Source organism: Undibacterium pigrum, assembly GCF_003201815.1.
Taxonomy (GTDB): domain Bacteria; phylum Pseudomonadota; class Gammaproteobacteria; order Burkholderiales; family Burkholderiaceae_D; genus Undibacterium; species Undibacterium pigrum.
The window spans coordinates 26,678-43,069 of sequence record NZ_QJKB01000023.1 but is presented as its reverse complement, the minus strand read 5'-3'; the positions used below and the strand labels follow the sequence as shown (position 1 = coordinate 43,069).

Sequence of the window (16,392 nt, the reverse complement as noted above, 5' to 3'; positions counted from 1 at the left end):
AACCCGATCGCGATGGAAGAAGGCTTGCGCTTCGCTATCCGTGAAGGTGGCCGTACAGTCGGTGCTGGCGTTGTTGCTAAAATCATCGAGTAATAAATAAGTAGTAAAATATATGTCTTGCCTGAATATTCAGGCAAGACATATAGCAAGTGTCAAGATGTAGGGGTGTAGCTCAATTGGCAGAGCGTCGGTCTCCAAAACCGAAGGTCGCGGGTTCGATTCCCTCCGCCCCTGCCACCATCAAGGCCACAGGCCACCGAAAGTAAATAAAGTATGTCTAATCATCCCGTTCAAACAGTTAGTACATCCAATGACAAGTACAAAGTCATTCTGGCGGTAGTGGCTGCGATTGCCGGTGTTGCTGCTTTTTATATTCTCGCTGGACAGGCAACGTGGATACGTGCCATTGCTTTGGTAGTTGGTTTGTTGGTTGCAGTTGGATTTGTTGCAACGTCTGAAATGGGTCGCGATTTTGTCAGCTTTGCTAAAGAAGCTGTGCGCGAAACCAAAAAAGTTGTATGGCCGACCCGGAAAGAAGCTGGTCAGATCACTGCCGTCGTATTCGGCTTTGTCCTGGTGATGGCAATTTTCCTGTGGGGCACCGATCAGTTAATCGGATTTTTGTTGTATGACGTAATCCTCGGATGGAAAAAATAATGAGCGAGAACATTCAGGAAAACGAAGAAGGTACAGCACCAGCGGTGTCTGTACCTAAAAGTGCTAAAAGATGGTACGCCGTGCATGCTTATTCCGGTATGGAAAAGAGCGTGCATCGTGCATTGGTAGAGCGCATAGAACGCGCAGAGATGCAAGACAAGTTCGGTCAGATTCTGGTTCCGACTGAAGAAGTCATCGAAGTAAAAAATGGCAAGAAAGCAGTGACTGAGCGTCGTCTGTTCCCTAGCTATGTATTTGTTGAAATGGAAATGACTGACGATACCTGGCATTTGGTGAAAAACACCAGCAAGGTAACCGGTTTTATCGGTGGCAAATCAAACAAGCCTTCCCCGATACCACAACACGAAGTCGACAAGATTTTGCAGCAGATGCAGGATGGCGTTGAAAAACCAAGACCAAAAGTCTTGTACGAAGTAGGCGAGATAGTACGCATCAAGGATGGTCCTTTCACTGACTTTAACGGCAATGTCGAAGAAGTCAATTATGAAAAATCCAAAGTACGCGTCACAGTCACCATCTTCGGCCGCGCAACTCCAGTTGAACTGGAATTTGCCCAGGTTGAAAAGGTTTAAGACCAGTATTCACGTTTGACCGGTACGTAATAAAGCAATTTATTGAAACTGGTCAGAGCGTTAGCTGTTTAATACAGATAACTCTCAGCAGGCGGAGGAGCCTGTTGGTGTGAAAAGACATTGACAGGCGCTACTACTCAATTTTTGAAGGAGCCAAACATGGCAAAGAAAATCATTGGTTTTATCAAGCTGCAAGTGCCAGCTGGTAAAGCAAACCCATCCCCACCTATCGGTCCAGCTCTGGGTCAACGTGGTCTGAATATCATGGAATTCTGCAAAGCTTTCAACGCACAGACCCAAGGTATGGAACCAGGCATGCCTATTCCTGTTGTGATCACCGCATTTGCTGACAAGTCTTTCACATTCGTGATGAAGACTCCTCCAGCAACTTACATGATCAAAAAAGCAGCTGGCATCACTAAAGGTTCTTCCAAACCACATACAGACAAAGTTGGCAAAATTACTCGCCAGCAAGCTGAAGAAATCGCGACAGTTAAACGCGCTGATTTGACAGCAGCTGATATGGACGCAGCAGTGCGTACTATTGCTGGTTCTGCTCGTTCCATGGGCATCACGGTGGAGGGTCTGTAATGGCTAAGTTATCTAAAAAAGCAAAATTGCTGGCAACGAAAGTTGACCGTCTGAAAGTGTATCCATTTGACAATGCTATCGCTTTGATCAAAGAATGCGCAACAGCAAAATTCAACGAATCCATCGACGTATCCGTTCAACTGGGCGTTGATCCTAAGAAATCTGACCAGGTTGTTCGTGGCGCAGTTGTATTGCCAGCTGGTACAGGCAAAACAGTACGCGTAGCCGTATTTGCACAAGGTGCAAAAGCGGAAGAAGCGAAAGCTGCTGGTGCTGACATCGTTGGTATGGAAGATTTGGCTGAACGCGTTAAAGCTGGCGACATGCCATTTGACGTAGTTATCGCTTCTCCAGACACCATGCGTATCGTTGGTACTCTGGGTCAGATCCTGGGCCCACGCGGTTTGATGCCTAATCCTAAAGTCGGCACAGTAACTCCTGACGTAGCTAATGCAGTTAAAAATGCAAAAGCTGGTCAAGTTCAATACCGTACAGACAAAGCAGGTATCATCCACACAACAATCGGCCGTAAGTCGTTTGCTGATGGTGACCTGAAGTCCAATCTGGTTGCACTGATCGATGCTTTGAACAAAGCAAAACCAGCATCCAGCAAAGGTGTGTATCTGCGTAAAGTATCCATCTCATCCACTATGGGTGCAGGTGTACGTGTAGATCACGCTAATCTGGCAGGCTAAGAATTAAGTCCCTGCATCTTTTGATGCAGGGCGCATCTTTGGGCTGGATGTTTTGAACAAACATCCAGAGTGTCAAAGACCGTTGGGCCGAGTGTGCGAGGGTAGTTTTCAAGCATGAGGTTAATATCTGAAGAGTAATCGACAGGCCCCAACGCAGATGGTGTACCCGAACAAGTTTTGTAGTGATTACTGGTCCCCCAGTGAAACTCCTAACTTCGGACGCCGTGTTCGAAACGATATGAGGGAAGTACATCATTCCGGTGTATGGACTGAATATCATTAATGGAGGTTGACCGTGAGTCTCAATCTGAATGACAAAAAAGCCGTCGTCGCTGAAGTCTCTGCAAAAGTAGCAACTGCACAGACTATCGTCGTGGCCGAATATCGTGGCATCCAGGTCGGTCATTTGACGCAATTGCGTGCTAGCGCACGCGCTCAAGGCGTATACATGCGTGTGTTGAAAAACACATTGGCACGTCGCGCTGTTGAGGGAACTGCATTTGCAAGTCTCGCTTCTGAAATGACTGGTCCGTTGATTTATGCAATCTCGGAAGATGCTGTTGCTGCTGCTAAAGTCGTTCAAGACTTTGCAAAAAGCAATGACAAACTGGTTGTTAAAGCGGGTAACTATGCAGGCAAATCGCTGGATAAAGCTGGCGTTGTCGCATTGGCAAGCATTCCTAGCCGTGAAGTACTGTTGGCACAAGTGGTTGGCATGATGCAGGCTCCTGTATCTGCTTTCGCCCGTGCTCTGGCAGCCGTCGCAGCACAGAAAGAATCCGGTTCTCCTGCAGCACCAGTAGCCCAAGCTGCTGAAGCTGTCGCAGAATAAGATTTTTTCCGTCAAATACCGTATCAATGTAATTAATTAATTGGAGTTTCAAATGGCAATTAGCAAAGACGATATCCTGGAAGCCGTAGGCGCGATGTCCGTAATGGACCTGAACGACCTGGTAAAAGCTTTCGAAGAAAAATTCGGCGTATCCGCAGCAGCAGTAGCTGGCCCAGCAGCAGCAGGTCCAGCAGCAGCAGTTGAAGAACAAACAGAATTCAACGTAATTCTGGCTGAAGTTGGCGCAAACAAAGTTGGCGTCATTAAAGCAGTTCGCGAAATCACTGGTCTGGGCTTGAAAGAAGCTAAAGATCTGGTTGATGGCGCACCTAAAGCAGTTAAAGAAGGCGTTTCTAAAGCTGATGCTGAAGCCGCTAAGAAAAAACTGGAAGAAGCAGGCGCGAAAGCAGACCTCAAGTAATTCAGGTATTATGGCAAATCTCCGGATTTGCCCAAGTCAAAGACAGGAATCCTCTTGGAAGAGAGGGTTCCTCTTTGGCTTCTTTGTCGTTCAGGGTTGTTTAGCTGTTTATTAAGACCGAGGGTTGAGACTTGAGGTTTTTTTGTCACAGAGTTGCTATGCGTTGTTTTTGTGACAAAAATCCTGAATTCTCTATCCTTCCTTGCCACTCACGGAGTGTCCATGCACTACTCATTTACTGAGAAGAAGCGTATTCGTAAATCTTTTGCGAAGCGCGCCAACGTCCACAACGTTCCGTTCTTACTGGCGACTCAAATCGAGTCTTACCAGAGCTTTTTACAAGAAGACAGAACACCGTCAACTCGCAAAAATGAAGGCTTGCAGTCAGCCTTCACTTCGATTTTCCCTATTGTTTCGCACAATGGTTTCGCACGTCTGGAGTTCTTGTCCTACGTTTTAGGCGATCCTGCATTTGACGTCAAGGAATGTCAACTGCGTGGACTGACTTATGCATCGCCTTTGCGTGCAAAAGTTCGCCTGGTCATTCTGGACAAGGAATCGCCAACCAAGCCGGTTGTCAAAGAAATGAAAGAACAGGAAGTCTACATGGGCGAATTGCCTCTGATGACAACTACGGGTTCTTTTGTTATCAACGGTACTGAGCGCGTTATCGTGTCCCAGTTGCACCGTTCCCCTGGCGTGTTCTTTGAACATGACCGCGGCAAGACACATTCTTCCGGTAAATTGTTGTTCTCGGCAAGGATCATTCCTTACCGTGGTTCCTGGCTCGATTTCGAATTCGATCCTAAAGACATCCTGTTCTTCCGTATTGACCGTCGTCGCAAGATGCCAGTCACTATCCTGCTGCGCGCCATAGGCATGAGCAATGAACAGATCCTGGCCAATTTCTTTGTCTTCGATAATTTCAATCTGCACAGTGATGGCGCAGAAATGGAATTCGTTGCAGAACGTCTGCGCGGCGAAGTTGCCCGTTTTGACATCAGCGACAAAGCCGGCAAAGTCATCGTTGCCAAGGACAAGCGTATCAATGCCAAGCATGTACGTGAAATCGAAGCCGGTGGCATCAAGCACATCTCCGTGCCTGAAGACTACCTGCTGGGTCGCGTCCTGGCCAAGAACATCGTTGATGCAGACACTGGCGAAGTCATTGCCAATGCCAATGATGAGCTGACAGAAGAATTGCTGGGTCGTTTGCGCGATGCCAAAGTCACTGATATCCAGACTTTGTACACCAATGACCTGGATCAGGGTGCTTACATTTCCCAGACTCTGCGTGCTGATGATACAGCTGACCAGATGGCTGCCCGCGTTGCCATCTACCGCATGATGCGTCCTGGCGAACCACCAACAGAAGATTCTGTTGAAGCCCTGTTCAATGGTTTGTTCTACAGCGAAGACCGTTACGATCTGTCCGCAGTCGGTCGCATGAAGTTCAACCGCCGTATTGGCCGTGATGAACTGACAGGCGCCATGACTTTGTCGAACGAAGACGTGCTGGCCGTGATCAAGATTCTGGTTGAGCTGCGCAATGGCCGTGGTGAAGTCGATGATATCGATCACTTGGGTAACCGTCGCGTACGTTGCGTTGGTGAATTGGCTGAGAACCAGTTCCGTGCTGGTCTGGTACGTGTTGAACGTGCTGTCAAAGAGCGTCTGGGTCAGGCTGAAGCCGACAACCTGATGCCGCATGACCTGATCAACTCCAAGCCTATCTCTGCTGCGATCCGTGAGTTTTTCGGTTCTTCACAATTGTCCCAGTTTATGGATCAGACCAACCCATTGTCAGAAATCACGCATAAGCGTCGTATTTCCGCCCTGGGACCTGGTGGTTTGACACGTGAGCGCGCCGGCTTTGAAGTCCGCGACGTTCATCCAACCCACTATGGCCGCGTCTGCCCGATTGAGACACCAGAGGGACCAAACATTGGTTTGATTAACTCGCTGGCTCTGTATGCGCGTCTGAACGAATACGGTTTCCTGGAAACACCATACCGTAAAGTGGTTGACAGCAAGATCACGACACAGATCGATTACCTGTCCGCGATTGAAGAAGGTCGTTACATCATCGCTCAGGCGAATGCGACGATCGACGGTGAAGGCAAACTGATCGATGAACTGGTCTCTGCCCGTGAAGCTGGCGAAACGATCCTGGTATCCCCGGAACGTATCCAGTACATGGACGTGGCGACTGGTCAGGTGGTTTCTGTTGCGGCATCCCTGATCCCGTTCCTCGAACACGATGATGCGAACCGTGCGTTGATGGGTGCCAACATGCAACGTCAGGCTGTTCCTTGCTTGCGTCCAGAAAAAGCATTCGTTGGTACAGGTATCGAACGTACTGTGGCAGTTGACTCCGGTACAACAGTACAGGCACTGCGTGGCGGTAAAGTTGATTACATCGATGCGGGCCGTATCGTTATTCGCGTCAATGATGCTGAAGCGCAGGCTGGTGAAGTCGGTGTGGATATCTACAACCTCATCAAGTACACCCGTTCCAACCAGAACACCAATATCAACCAACGTCCTATCGTTAAAGTTGGCGATCTGGTCGCAAAAGGTGACGTACTGGCCGACGGCGCATCCACAGATCTGGGCGAATTGGCCCTGGGTCAGAACATGCTGGTCGCGTTCATGCCCTGGAATGGTTATAACTTCGAAGATTCGATCCTGATCTCTGAAAAAGTTGTGGCTGATGATCGCTATACCTCGATCCATATCGAAGAGTTGTCGGTTGTTGCCCGTGACACCAAGCTGGGTGCGGAAGAAATCACACGTGATATTTCCAATCTGGCAGAAAATCAACTGGCACGTCTGGATGAATCCGGTATCGTCTACATCGGTGCTGAAGTAACAGCCGGCGATACCCTGGTTGGTAAAGTGACACCAAAAGGTGAAACTCAACTGACACCAGAAGAAAAACTGCTGCGCGCCATTTTCGGTGAAAAAGCTTCTGACGTTAAAGATACATCCCTGCGCGTACCTTCCGGCATGGTAGGTACAGTTATCGACGTACAAGTGTTCACCCGCGAAGGCATACAACGCGACAAACGTGCACAACAGATTATCGATGATGAATTGAAGCGTTATCGCCTCGATTTGAACGATCAGTTGCGTATTGTTGAAGGCGATGCATTTGAGCGTCTGGAACGTATGCTGGATGGCAAGATCGCTGACGGCGGCCCGGCCAAACTGGCTAAGGGCAGCAAGATCACCAGAGAATACCTGGCCAGCGTGGATAAATACCACTGGTTCGATATTCGCCTGGCATCTGATGAAGCAGCCAATGCATTGGTCGCGATGAAAGATTCCATCGCTGAAAAACGTCATCAGTTCGATCTGGCCTTTGAAGAAAAACGTACCAAGCTGACGCAAGGCGATGAATTGCCGCCAGGCGTACAAAAAATGGTCAAGGTTTACCTGGCTGTTAAACGTCGCCTGCAACCTGGTGACAAAATGGCGGGTCGTCACGGTAACAAGGGTGTGGTTTCCCGTATCGTGCCTATCGAAGACATGCCTTACATGGCTGACGGTACACCAGCAGACATCGTGTTGAACCCACTGGGTGTTCCATCACGTATGAACGTTGGTCAGGTTCTGGAAGTGCATCTGGGCTGGGCAGCGAAAGGCCTGGGCTTGCGCATAGGCGAAATGCTGAAAGCAAAAGCCAAGGTAGAAGAACTGCGTGGTTTCCTGAAACAGATTTATAACGAGTCTGGCAAGAAGGAAGACATCGACGGCTTCTCTGATGCTGAGATCCTGGAATTGACGAACAACCTGAAAAATGGTGTGCCATTTGCAACACCAGTATTTGACGGTGCGCATGAAAGCGAAATCCGCCGTATGCTGGATCTGGCCTTCCCTGACCATATCGCCGCACAACTGGGTATGACACCATCGAAAAACCAGGTCACCCTGTTTGATGGCCGTACTGGTGAAGCGTTTGAGCGTAAAGTCACGCTGGGTTACATGCACGTTCTGAAATTGCACCATCTGGTTGATGACAAGATGCATGCACGTTCGACCGGTCCTTACTCTCTGGTCACGCAACAACCACTGGGCGGTAAAGCTCAGTTCGGTGGTCAGCGTTTCGGTGAGATGGAAGTCTGGGCACTGGAAGCTTACGGCGCGTCTTATGTCTTGCAAGAGATGTTGACAGTCAAGTCTGATGACGTGAATGGCCGTACCAAAGTGTACGAAAACCTGGTCAAGGGTGACCATGTGATCGACGCCGGCATGCCTGAGTCCTTCAACGTTCTGGTCAAAGAAATCCGCTCTCTGGGTATCGATATCGATCTGGAACGTAGTTAATAAGTAAAGGAGCATCTGAGTAAGCGTAGCGAGCGGCGTTAGTTTGGCGCATTGAAAACCCTGACGCACAGTCGTACGAAGGTACGGCGAGCATCGCAGGCCCAAAATAGCGTCGCGTAGTAGCTTAATCAGATGTTCCGATTTGTAATTGCAGTAAAATCATCGCCCGGATAGCATTCGGGCGATGGCCGTTAAACCTGGCAAGCAGTTTGGAAGTAATGTCGTTCCCGGTATCAGCGGAACCTGTGTCGAAAAGACCTGGCTCTCCCGCTCATGCGAACAGGGTAAAGCGGCGAAGCTTCTGTTGCAGCACCATTCAGCCACCAAGCGTTTGCGCGCTTAACTGGAGTGATACACATGAAAGCTCTGCTCGATCTATTCAAGCAAGTCCAACCCAACGAACAATTCGACGCGATCAAAATTGGTCTGGCGTCCCCAGAAAAAATTCGTTCCTGGTCCTACGGCGAAGTTAAAAAGCCGGAAACCATCAACTATCGTACTTTCAAGCCTGAGCGCGACGGTCTGTTCTGCGCCAAGATTTTTGGTCCTATCAAGGATTACGAATGCCTGTGCGGCAAGTACAAACGTCTGAAACACCGCGGCGTTATCTGCGAAAAATGTGGCGTTGAAGTGACTCTGGCCAAAGTGCGTCGTGAACGCATGGGCCATATCGAGCTGGCTTCCCCAACTGCGCATATCTGGTTCCTGAAATCCCTGCCATCCCGTCTGGGTATGGTGTTGGACATGACCTTGCGCGATATCGAACGCGTACTGTATTTTGAAGCATATGTGGTCACCGATCCAGGCATGACTCCGCTGAAAAAATGCCAGATCATGTCTGAAGATGATTACGCAGCCAAGTACGAAGAATTCGGCGACGAATTCACGGCATTCATGGGTGCTGAAGGTATCCGCGAATTGCTGCGTTCCATCGACATCGACCGTGATGCAGAAACCCTGCGCACAGAGTTGAAAGAATCCAAATCTGAAGCCAAGATCAAGAAATACGCAAAACGTCTGAAAGTACTGGAAGCATTCCAGCGTTCAGGCATCAAGCCAGACTGGATGATCATGGAAGTTCTGCCGGTTCTGCCGCCAGAACTGCGTCCATTGGTCCCGCTGGATGGTGGCCGTTTTGCGACTTCCGATCTGAATGATCTGTATCGCCGCGTTATCAACCGTAACAACCGTCTGAAGCGTCTGATGGAATTGCGCGCTCCTGAAATCATCACACGCAATGAAAAGCGTATGTTGCAGGAAGCCGTCGATTCCCTGCTGGATAACGGCCGTCGCGGTAAGGCAATGACAGGCGCCAACAAGCGTCCTCTGAAATCCCTGGCAGAAATGATCAAGGGTAAGGGCGGTCGTTTCCGTCAAAACTTGCTGGGTAAGCGCGTCGATTACTCTGGCCGTTCCGTTATCGTGGTTGGTCCACAACTGAAATTGCATCAGTGCGGTCTGCCAAAATTGATGGCATTGGAACTGTTCAAACCTTTCATTTTCAATAAACTGGAATTGATGGGTCTGGCTACAACCATCAAGGCAGCGAAAAAACTGGTAGAGATACAAGAACCAGTTGTATGGGATATCCTGGAAGAAGTTATCCGCGAACATCCTATCATGCTGAACCGTGCGCCTACGCTGCATCGTCTGGGTATCCAGGCCTTTGAGCCAGTCCTGATTGAAGGTAAAGCGATCCAGTTGCATCCACTCGTCTGCGCGGCTTTCAATGCCGACTTTGACGGTGACCAAATGGCGGTCCACGTTCCTCTGTCTATCGAAGCACAGATGGAAGCACGCACTTTGATGCTGGCATCCAACAATATTCTGTTCCCATCCAATGGTGAACCGTCTATCGTTCCTTCCCAGGATATCGTGTTGGGTCTGTACTACGCTTCCCGTGAAAAAATCAACGGCAAGGGCGAAGGCATGATGTTCCCTGACGTTTCAGAAGCGATCCGCGCCTGGGACAACAAGGAAGTCGAACTGAGCACACGTATCACAGTACGTATTACTGAATACCCTAAGAATGTAGAAACCGGCGAATTCGTTAAAACCATCAAGCGTTATGAAACGACTGTTGGCCGCGCGATCTTGTCCGAGATTCTGCCTAAAGGCTTGCCATTCACCGTACTGAACCGTGCGTTGAAGAAAAAAGAAATTTCCAAACTCATCGATACCTCATTCCGCAAGTGCGGTCTGCGTGCAACGGTAGTGTTTGCTGATCAATTGATGCAAATGGGTTTCCGCCTGGCGACACGCGCCGGTATCTCCATCTGTATCGATGACATGCTGGTTCCACCACAAAAAGTGACTTTGCTGGCAGCAGCAGAACACGAAGTCAAACAGATCGAACAGCAATATGCGTCCGGTCTGGTGACTGCGGGTGAACGTTACAATAAAGTGGTCGATATCTGGGGCAAAACCGGTGATGAAGTCGGCAAGGCCATGATGGAACAACTGAAAGTTGAGCCAGTCACACGCCGCGACGGCACTGTCGGTACACAAGAATCTTTCAACGCCATTTACATGATGGCCGACTCCGGTGCGCGTGGTTCTGCAGCCCAGATTCGTCAGTTGGCAGGTATGCGTGGTTTGATGGCGAAACCGGATGGCTCGATTATCGAAACGCCGATCACCGCGAACTTCCGCGAAGGTCTGAACGTTTTGCAGTACTTTATTTCCACTCACGGTGCGCGTAAAGGTCTGGCCGATACGGCGTTGAAAACAGCTAACTCCGGTTACCTGACACGTCGTCTGGTTGACGTGACGCAAGATCTGGTCGTGGTTGAAGATGACTGCGGTACAGCCAATGGTTCGTCCATGAAAGCCATCGTTGAAGGCGGTGAAGTTAACGTGCCTTTGCGTGACCTGATCCTGGGCCGCGTTTGCGCCAACGACATCGTCAATCCTGAAACTCAGGAAACACTGTACGAAGCTGGCACACTGCTGGATGAAACATCGGTAGAACGCATCGAAGCCCTGGGCATCGATGAAGTCAAAGTACGTACACCACTGACATGCGACACACGCTACGGTCTGTGCGCAATGTGCTATGGCCGTGATCTGGGTCGTGGTTCTCTGGTCAATGCTGGTGAAGCAGTTGGTGTTATCGCTGCGCAGTCCATCGGTGAACCAGGTACACAGTTGACGATGCGTACCTTCCACATCGGTGGTGCAGCATCCCGTGCAGCGATTGCATCGTCTGTTGAAGCCAAGTCCAACGGTACTATCCGTTTCACAGCAACCATGCGTTATGTCACTAACGGTAAAGGCGACCAGATCGTTATTTCCCGTTCTGGCGAAGTGCTGATCACTGATGACCACGGTCGTGAACGTGAACGTCATAAAGTACCTTACGGTGCAACCCTGATCGTTAAAGACGGTCTGGTCATCAAGGCTGGTACAGCATTGGCAACGTGGGATCCATTGACCCGTCCTATCATTACCGAATACACCGGTACGGTGAAATTCGAAAACGTCGAAGAAGGCGTGACTGTTGCCAAACAGGTTGATGAAGTGACAGGTCTGTCCACTTTGGTGGCAATTGATGCGAAACGCCGTGGTAGCGCTGCTGGTAAAACGTTGCGTCCACAAGTCAAGCTGTTGAACGAACAAGGCGAAGAAGTCAAAATCGCTGGTACAGAACATGCAGTAACGATCGGCTTCCAGGTGGGCGCGCTGATTACCGTGAAAGACGGTCAGCAAGTACACGTGGGTGAAGTTCTGGCGCGTATCCCGACAGAATCACAAAAAACCCGTGATATTACCGGTGGTCTGCCACGCGTTGCCGAGTTGTTCGAAGCCCGTTCACCAAAAGATGCCGGTATGCTGGCAGAGGTAACAGGTACGGTTGCGTTTGGTAAAGAAACCAAAGGTAAGCAACGTCTGGAAATCACAGACATGGACGGCGAGAAACACGAGTTCCTGATCACCAAAGACAAACAAGTTCTGGTGCATGACGGCCAGGTGGTGAACAAGGGTGAGATGATTGTTGACGGCCCGGCCGATCCACAAGACATCCTGCGCTTGCTGGGTATCGAAGCGCTGGCACGTTACATTGTTGATGAAGTTCAGGACGTGTACCGTTTGCAAGGCGTTAAGATCAATGACAAGCACATTGAAGTTATTGTGCGTCAGATGTTGCGTCGCGTTGTCGTGGTGAATCCAGGCGATGCCAACTACATCGTTGGTGAACAGGTAGAACGTTCTGAATTGCTGGATGAGAATGATAGCGTCATTGCTGCCAACGGTATCCCTGCAACATATGAAAATATCTTGCTGGGTATTACCAAGGCATCTCTGTCTACAGATTCCTTCATCTCTGCAGCGTCCTTCCAGGAAACCACACGTGTTCTGACCGAAGCTGCGATCATGGGCAAAAAAGACGGTCTGCGTGGTTTGAAAGAAAACGTCATCGTTGGTCGCCTGATCCCTGCTGGTACAGGTCTGGCATTCCACCGTGCCCGCAAGTTGAAAGAAACTTGGGAAGCCGATGAACGCGTAGCCTTGCTGGAAGCGGAAAAAGCAGCATTTGCTCCGATCCCAGAAGTGACAGCAACTGATGTAGTAGATGGCGAAGCGTAATTAGTCAGCCTATTTAGTTCATTAAGTCATGAAGAAACGGCACCCATAACAGGGTGCCGTTTTTTTTACGCCCGCTGGAATGCCGGGCCGCTGTAAAATACCCGCATACTGATGCGTATGGACATAGATGCATATAGGCGCATCTTCAATAAGTCATACGGTTTGAATCATATTGAGTGACCAGGCAATTGAATAAAAACACCTTACTGAATGCCGTCGACATAGAAAAACTCTGCGATGCAGCCGCACGCGAAGTTGATATCGAAGTCGTGCAAGAAACCGGCTCCACCAATGCCGACCTGATGTCGCGCCTGCCGCTATTGCAGCGCCCGGTGCTACGGGTAGCGGTACACCAGACCGCCGGGCGTGGCCGCGCTGGTCGCCCATGGCTGACCGTGCCTGGCGGCATGCTGACTTTTTCTCTGGCCTGGCATTTGCCGCAAGCACCGCAAAACCTGCTGGGCCTGCCGCTGGCGATAGGGGTTGCGCTGGCCGAGTGTCTGAATACCCTGAACCAGAACGTGCAACTCAAATGGCCAAATGACATCCTGCGCGATGGTAAAAAACTGGCTGGTATCCTGCTGGAATCTGCCGCAGCAAGTGAGGGTGGTACCTGGATAGTCGCTGGCATAGGCCTTAACCTGCAAGTATCAGACGAACTGGAAGCGCAGGTTGGCCGTGCCCTGGCCGATGCACCCTGGCTGGCACAAATGGATAGAAACCTCTTGCTGGCGCAATTATTGAATGCCCTGGCAAGCGCCTTGCAGCAATTTGCCGGACATGGTTTCAGTGCCTTCCTGCCACGCTGGAATGCCTTGCATGCCTACGCCAACCAAAGTGTGCATATCCTCGATCATGGGCAAATTTTGCATGCAGGCATAGCGCTGGGTGTGGACTTGCTTGGTTGCCTGGTATTGCAGACCGAGCAGGGCCAGGTCAATGTATTGGCGGGTGATGTGTCTTTGCGGCCAGCAACATGAAAAAGGATAAAACTGGCATGACGCAGTTATTCATCGATGCAGGCAACACGCGCGTCAAATGGGCGGTAATCTCGCTGGATACAGTAGTAGCGGGCGCTGCACCGGTATGGCAGCAGATCGCCTCTGTCAGTCACGCTGAGCTGGATAGTTTGAAAACCAGCTGGCAAGGCATGGAGTTCAAGCATGTTCTGATTTCCAATGTCGCTGGTGCAGCTATCAAAGATAAGTTGACGGTCTTGCTGGAAGATGTGCAGCCATGTGTAGCTATAGACTGGTTTGCTTCGCAGGAAAACATCGCTGGCCTGCACAATGCTTATCGCAATCCGGCGCAACTGGGCTGTGACCGCCTCGCCTCCATGATAGGTGCGCATTATCTGTTCCCGCAACAAAGCCTGGTAGTCGCCACTTGTGGAACTGCCACCACAGTCGATGCTGTTACTGCCGCAGGCCTGTTCAAGGGCGGCATGATCTTGCCTGGCCTCAAGCTCATGGCAGAATCACTGGCACGCAATACCGCGCAATTGCCTCAGGTGGCAGAATCGACCGATATCGCCAGGGTGTTTGCCGACAATACCGATCATGCCATCATCAGTGGCTGTATCAGCGCCCAGGTCGGCGCCATCTTGCGCGCTGTCGATGCACTGGAAAAGCAAGAATCGCAAAGCATCAAATGTGTGATTTCTGGTGGCGCTGCACCGTATTTACTGAGCCATTTGGGCATTCCTTACCAACATGTCGATAATCTGGTCTTGACGGGCCTGTTTGTCGTGGCACAATCAAGCCCGGACCGATAACACTGACACTTACCATGCTGAGATTCTTTTTCTGGAGCCTGCTCATCCTGAATGCCTTCCTGCTGGCATTCAATCTTGGCTATTTAGGACATTGGTCACTCGATACCCATGAGCCAGAGCGCCTGAAGAAGCAACATCATGTCGACCAGCTCAAATTGATGACGGCTGCCGAGGCACTCACGCCTGCAGAGCCAGTATCAGAAAAGAAAGCCGAAGTCATTGCCTGTCTGGAAGTTGGTAATTTCCAGCAAACCGAGATACCCCGCATAGAAGAAAAACTCAAGACCCTGGCCCTGGGCGACCGCCAGTCGCGCATCAATATTGTTGATGTCGCCACCCACATGGTCTTCATCCCATCTCAGGGTAGTAAAGAAGGTGCGGATAAAAAAGCGGGCGAATTGCGCCGCCTGGGCATCAATGATTTTTACATCGTCCAGGACCAGAGCAATCTGCGCTGGGGTATTTCCCTGGGCGTCTTCAAAACCGAAGAAGCAGCGAAACTGCATTTGAACAATCTCAGCAACAAGGGCGTGCGCTCAGCCCGTATAGGCCCGCGTACCGTCAGTACCAACAAATTCGCTTTCCAGCTCAGAACCCTGAGTGCAGAAGAAAAGAGTAAGTATGACGCCATCAAGGCTGGTTTCCCTGCGCAAGAGAATCGCAATTGTCAGTTGACGCCGTATAGCAGGAGTTAATTTTTACCAGATCTGTTATCCTGCCAATATGAATAGTTTTGTCATCCTGACCGTTTGCATTGCGATTCTCTGTCTGGTAATGAATCTTTATGTGACTTACCTGGTCGCCAGGAGTGAATTTTTTGATCCTGTGCAAAAGTATTGTCAATATGGCCTGATCTGGCTATTACCAGTCATCGGGGTTATAACTTGCTATCTGTTTGTGCAGCCCAGCCTGGGGCCTCCCAGTGGACAATATGTAAGTCGGGACGATGCAAGCGAAGGGGATTTCATGAACTTCTCAAGGTCAAATAAAGATTATTTCAGCGGTCACGACTGATTCTCTGTTCTTCATATCTCTTTTCACTTCAAATACCTGATGCAATTCCCATAATGTGGGAATGCTTTCTTGATGTTTCTCATTTGCTTGCTAGAATGAGTCACGTACTGCTATTTCAATCCATGTTCCCATGTCCACAGCCAGCAAGGACCTCATTCCCCAAAACGAACGCGTTCTGCAAGTCCTGACTTGCATAGCCCGTCATGGCGAAGCACTGTCTGCGCGTGAATTGGTAGAGCAAACCGGCTTGCCCCTCAGTACCCTGTACCGCCAGCTTGCGCCGCTCAAGAAATGGGGCCTGGTGCAGGAACATGCGCAAACCGGCCTGTATGAACCTGGCCCTCTGGCCGTGCAACTGGCGCGCGGTTTTGACCAGCATTCCTGGCTCATGAATGCCGCACGTGATGAGCTGGCTGAGCTGGTGCAAAAATCGGGGGAAAGCGTAGGCCTGCTGGCCTACGTGAATGGGCAGGTGGTGTGCCTGGACATGCAGGAAAGTCAGCAAGCACTGCGCTGTTCCTTTGCCAAGGGCCGTGCCAGTTCCAGCGTGCGTGGTGCGTCGGCCAAGGCCTTGCTGGCATATCTGCCACCTGCCTTGCAAGATGATCTGCTGGCACAGAATTTCCTGGAAAATTCACCGTTATCAAGCCCGTCCCTGCAAGACTTGCAAACCCAGTTGAACCGCATACGCGAGCAAAGATATGCCACCAGTGAAAATGAAGTTGATCTGGGTATCTGGGGTGTCAGCGCACCGGTATTTTCTGGCCGTGGCAAACTCGAAGCCACTTTGTCCCTGATGGCACCGGCGCAGCGCATACAAGAGCGCAAGCAAGAATTCATCAACATGACCCTGGCAGCAGCCGACAGGCTGAGCCGCAAACTACAACATCCATAAAGAC

General features: G+C 50.3%; 14 protein-coding genes and 1 tRNA gene. All 15 read left to right on the top strand.

Going from position 1 to position 16,392, the window contains the following annotated elements:
• Positions 1-93: EF-Tu C-terminal domain-related protein (locus tag DFR42_RS28040; RefSeq protein WP_484418525.1), on the top strand; the 93-nt coding region annotated here is incomplete at its 5' end.
• Positions 94-161: 68 nt separating this feature from the next.
• Positions 162-237 (top strand) — tRNA-Trp (locus DFR42_RS28035).
• Positions 238-273: 36 nt separating this feature from the next.
• The gene (gene secE, locus DFR42_RS28030; protein ID WP_110258380.1) at positions 274-657 is read left to right on the top strand and encodes a preprotein translocase subunit SecE; all 384 of its coding nucleotides are present in this window, start codon (positions 274-276) and stop codon (positions 655-657) included.
• Entirely contained in the window at positions 657-1,250 is a 594-nt protein-coding gene (nusG, locus tag DFR42_RS28025) for a transcription termination/antitermination protein NusG (protein WP_110258379.1), read from the top strand. Before secE ends, nusG begins: the two co-directional genes overlap by 1 nt.
• 159 nt (positions 1,251-1,409) lie before the next feature.
• Positions 1,410-1,841 (top strand): 50S ribosomal protein L11, encoded by a 432-nt coding sequence (gene rplK / locus DFR42_RS28020; protein ID WP_110258378.1) that lies wholly within the window; start codon positions 1,410-1,412, stop codon positions 1,839-1,841.
• Positions 1,841-2,536 carry a 50S ribosomal protein L1 gene (rplA, locus tag DFR42_RS28015; protein WP_110258377.1) on the top strand — a complete coding sequence of 232 codons (696 nt, stop codon included), beginning with the start codon at positions 1,841-1,843 and terminating at the stop codon, positions 2,534-2,536. The genes rplK and rplA overlap by 1 nt, the downstream gene beginning before the upstream one ends.
• Positions 2,537-2,831: 295 nt before the next feature.
• Positions 2,832-3,368: a 50S ribosomal protein L10 gene (gene rplJ / locus DFR42_RS28010; RefSeq protein ID WP_110258376.1), complete on the top strand. Its 537-nt coding sequence runs from the start codon at positions 2,832-2,834 to the stop codon at positions 3,366-3,368.
• Between the two features lie 52 nt (positions 3,369-3,420).
• Complete coding sequence (gene rplL / locus DFR42_RS28005) at positions 3,421-3,789, top strand: 50S ribosomal protein L7/L12 (RefSeq protein WP_110258375.1); 369 nt, start codon at positions 3,421-3,423, stop codon at positions 3,787-3,789.
• 222 nt (positions 3,790-4,011) lie between these two features.
• Entirely contained in the window at positions 4,012-8,118 is a 4,107-nt protein-coding gene (gene rpoB, locus DFR42_RS28000; RefSeq protein WP_110258374.1) for a DNA-directed RNA polymerase subunit beta, read from the top strand.
• A 357-nt stretch (positions 8,119-8,475) separates the two neighbouring features.
• A complete protein-coding gene (gene rpoC / locus DFR42_RS27995; protein ID WP_110258373.1) occupies positions 8,476-12,705 on the top strand; it encodes a DNA-directed RNA polymerase subunit beta' in 4,230 nt (1,409 codons plus the stop codon).
• A gap of 188 nt (positions 12,706-12,893) precedes the next feature.
• Positions 12,894-13,685 carry a biotin--[acetyl-CoA-carboxylase] ligase gene (locus tag DFR42_RS27990; protein WP_110258383.1) on the top strand — a complete coding sequence of 264 codons (792 nt, stop codon included), beginning with the start codon at positions 12,894-12,896 and terminating at the stop codon, positions 13,683-13,685.
• Positions 13,682-14,479: a type III pantothenate kinase gene (locus DFR42_RS27985; RefSeq protein ID WP_245937120.1), complete on the top strand. Its 798-nt coding sequence runs from the start codon at positions 13,682-13,684 to the stop codon at positions 14,477-14,479. The genes DFR42_RS27990 and DFR42_RS27985 overlap by 4 nt, the downstream gene beginning before the upstream one ends.
• Positions 14,480-14,493: 14 nt before the next feature.
• Positions 14,494-15,174 (top strand): SPOR domain-containing protein, encoded by a 681-nt coding sequence (locus tag DFR42_RS27980; RefSeq protein WP_110258372.1) that lies wholly within the window; start codon positions 14,494-14,496, stop codon positions 15,172-15,174.
• Positions 15,175-15,202: 28 nt separating this feature from the next.
• Positions 15,203-15,493, top strand: a complete 291-nt coding sequence (locus tag DFR42_RS29420) for a hypothetical protein (RefSeq protein WP_110258371.1) — start codon at positions 15,203-15,205, stop codon at positions 15,491-15,493.
• Between the two features lie 130 nt (positions 15,494-15,623).
• The gene (locus tag DFR42_RS27970; RefSeq protein ID WP_110258370.1) at positions 15,624-16,388 is read left to right on the top strand and encodes an IclR family transcriptional regulator; all 765 of its coding nucleotides are present in this window, start codon (positions 15,624-15,626) and stop codon (positions 16,386-16,388) included.
• Positions 16,389-16,392 lie beyond the last annotated feature (4 nt).

What these genes read in the sequence shown, in the direction of transcription:
- secE (WP_110258380.1), top strand. Translation starts at nt 274, where the DNA reads ATGTCTAATCATCCCGTTCAAACAGTTAGTACATCCAATGACAAGTAC.
- nusG (WP_110258379.1), top strand. Translation starts at nt 657, where the DNA reads ATGAGCGAGAACATTCAGGAAAACGAAGAAGGTACAGCACCAGCGGTG.
- rplK (WP_110258378.1), top strand. Translation starts at nt 1,410, where the DNA reads ATGGCAAAGAAAATCATTGGTTTTATCAAGCTGCAAGTGCCAGCTGGT.
- rplA (WP_110258377.1), top strand. Translation starts at nt 1,841, where the DNA reads ATGGCTAAGTTATCTAAAAAAGCAAAATTGCTGGCAACGAAAGTTGAC.
- rplL (WP_110258375.1), top strand. Translation starts at nt 3,421, where the DNA reads ATGGCAATTAGCAAAGACGATATCCTGGAAGCCGTAGGCGCGATGTCC.
- rpoB (WP_110258374.1), top strand. Translation starts at nt 4,012, where the DNA reads ATGCACTACTCATTTACTGAGAAGAAGCGTATTCGTAAATCTTTTGCG.
- rpoC (WP_110258373.1), top strand. Translation starts at nt 8,476, where the DNA reads ATGAAAGCTCTGCTCGATCTATTCAAGCAAGTCCAACCCAACGAACAA.
- DFR42_RS27985 (WP_245937120.1), top strand. Translation starts at nt 13,682, where the DNA reads ATGAAAAAGGATAAAACTGGCATGACGCAGTTATTCATCGATGCAGGC.
- DFR42_RS27980 (WP_110258372.1), top strand. Translation starts at nt 14,494, where the DNA reads ATGCTGAGATTCTTTTTCTGGAGCCTGCTCATCCTGAATGCCTTCCTG.
- DFR42_RS29420 (WP_110258371.1), top strand. Translation starts at nt 15,203, where the DNA reads ATGAATAGTTTTGTCATCCTGACCGTTTGCATTGCGATTCTCTGTCTG.
- DFR42_RS27970 (WP_110258370.1), top strand. Translation starts at nt 15,624, where the DNA reads ATGTCCACAGCCAGCAAGGACCTCATTCCCCAAAACGAACGCGTTCTG.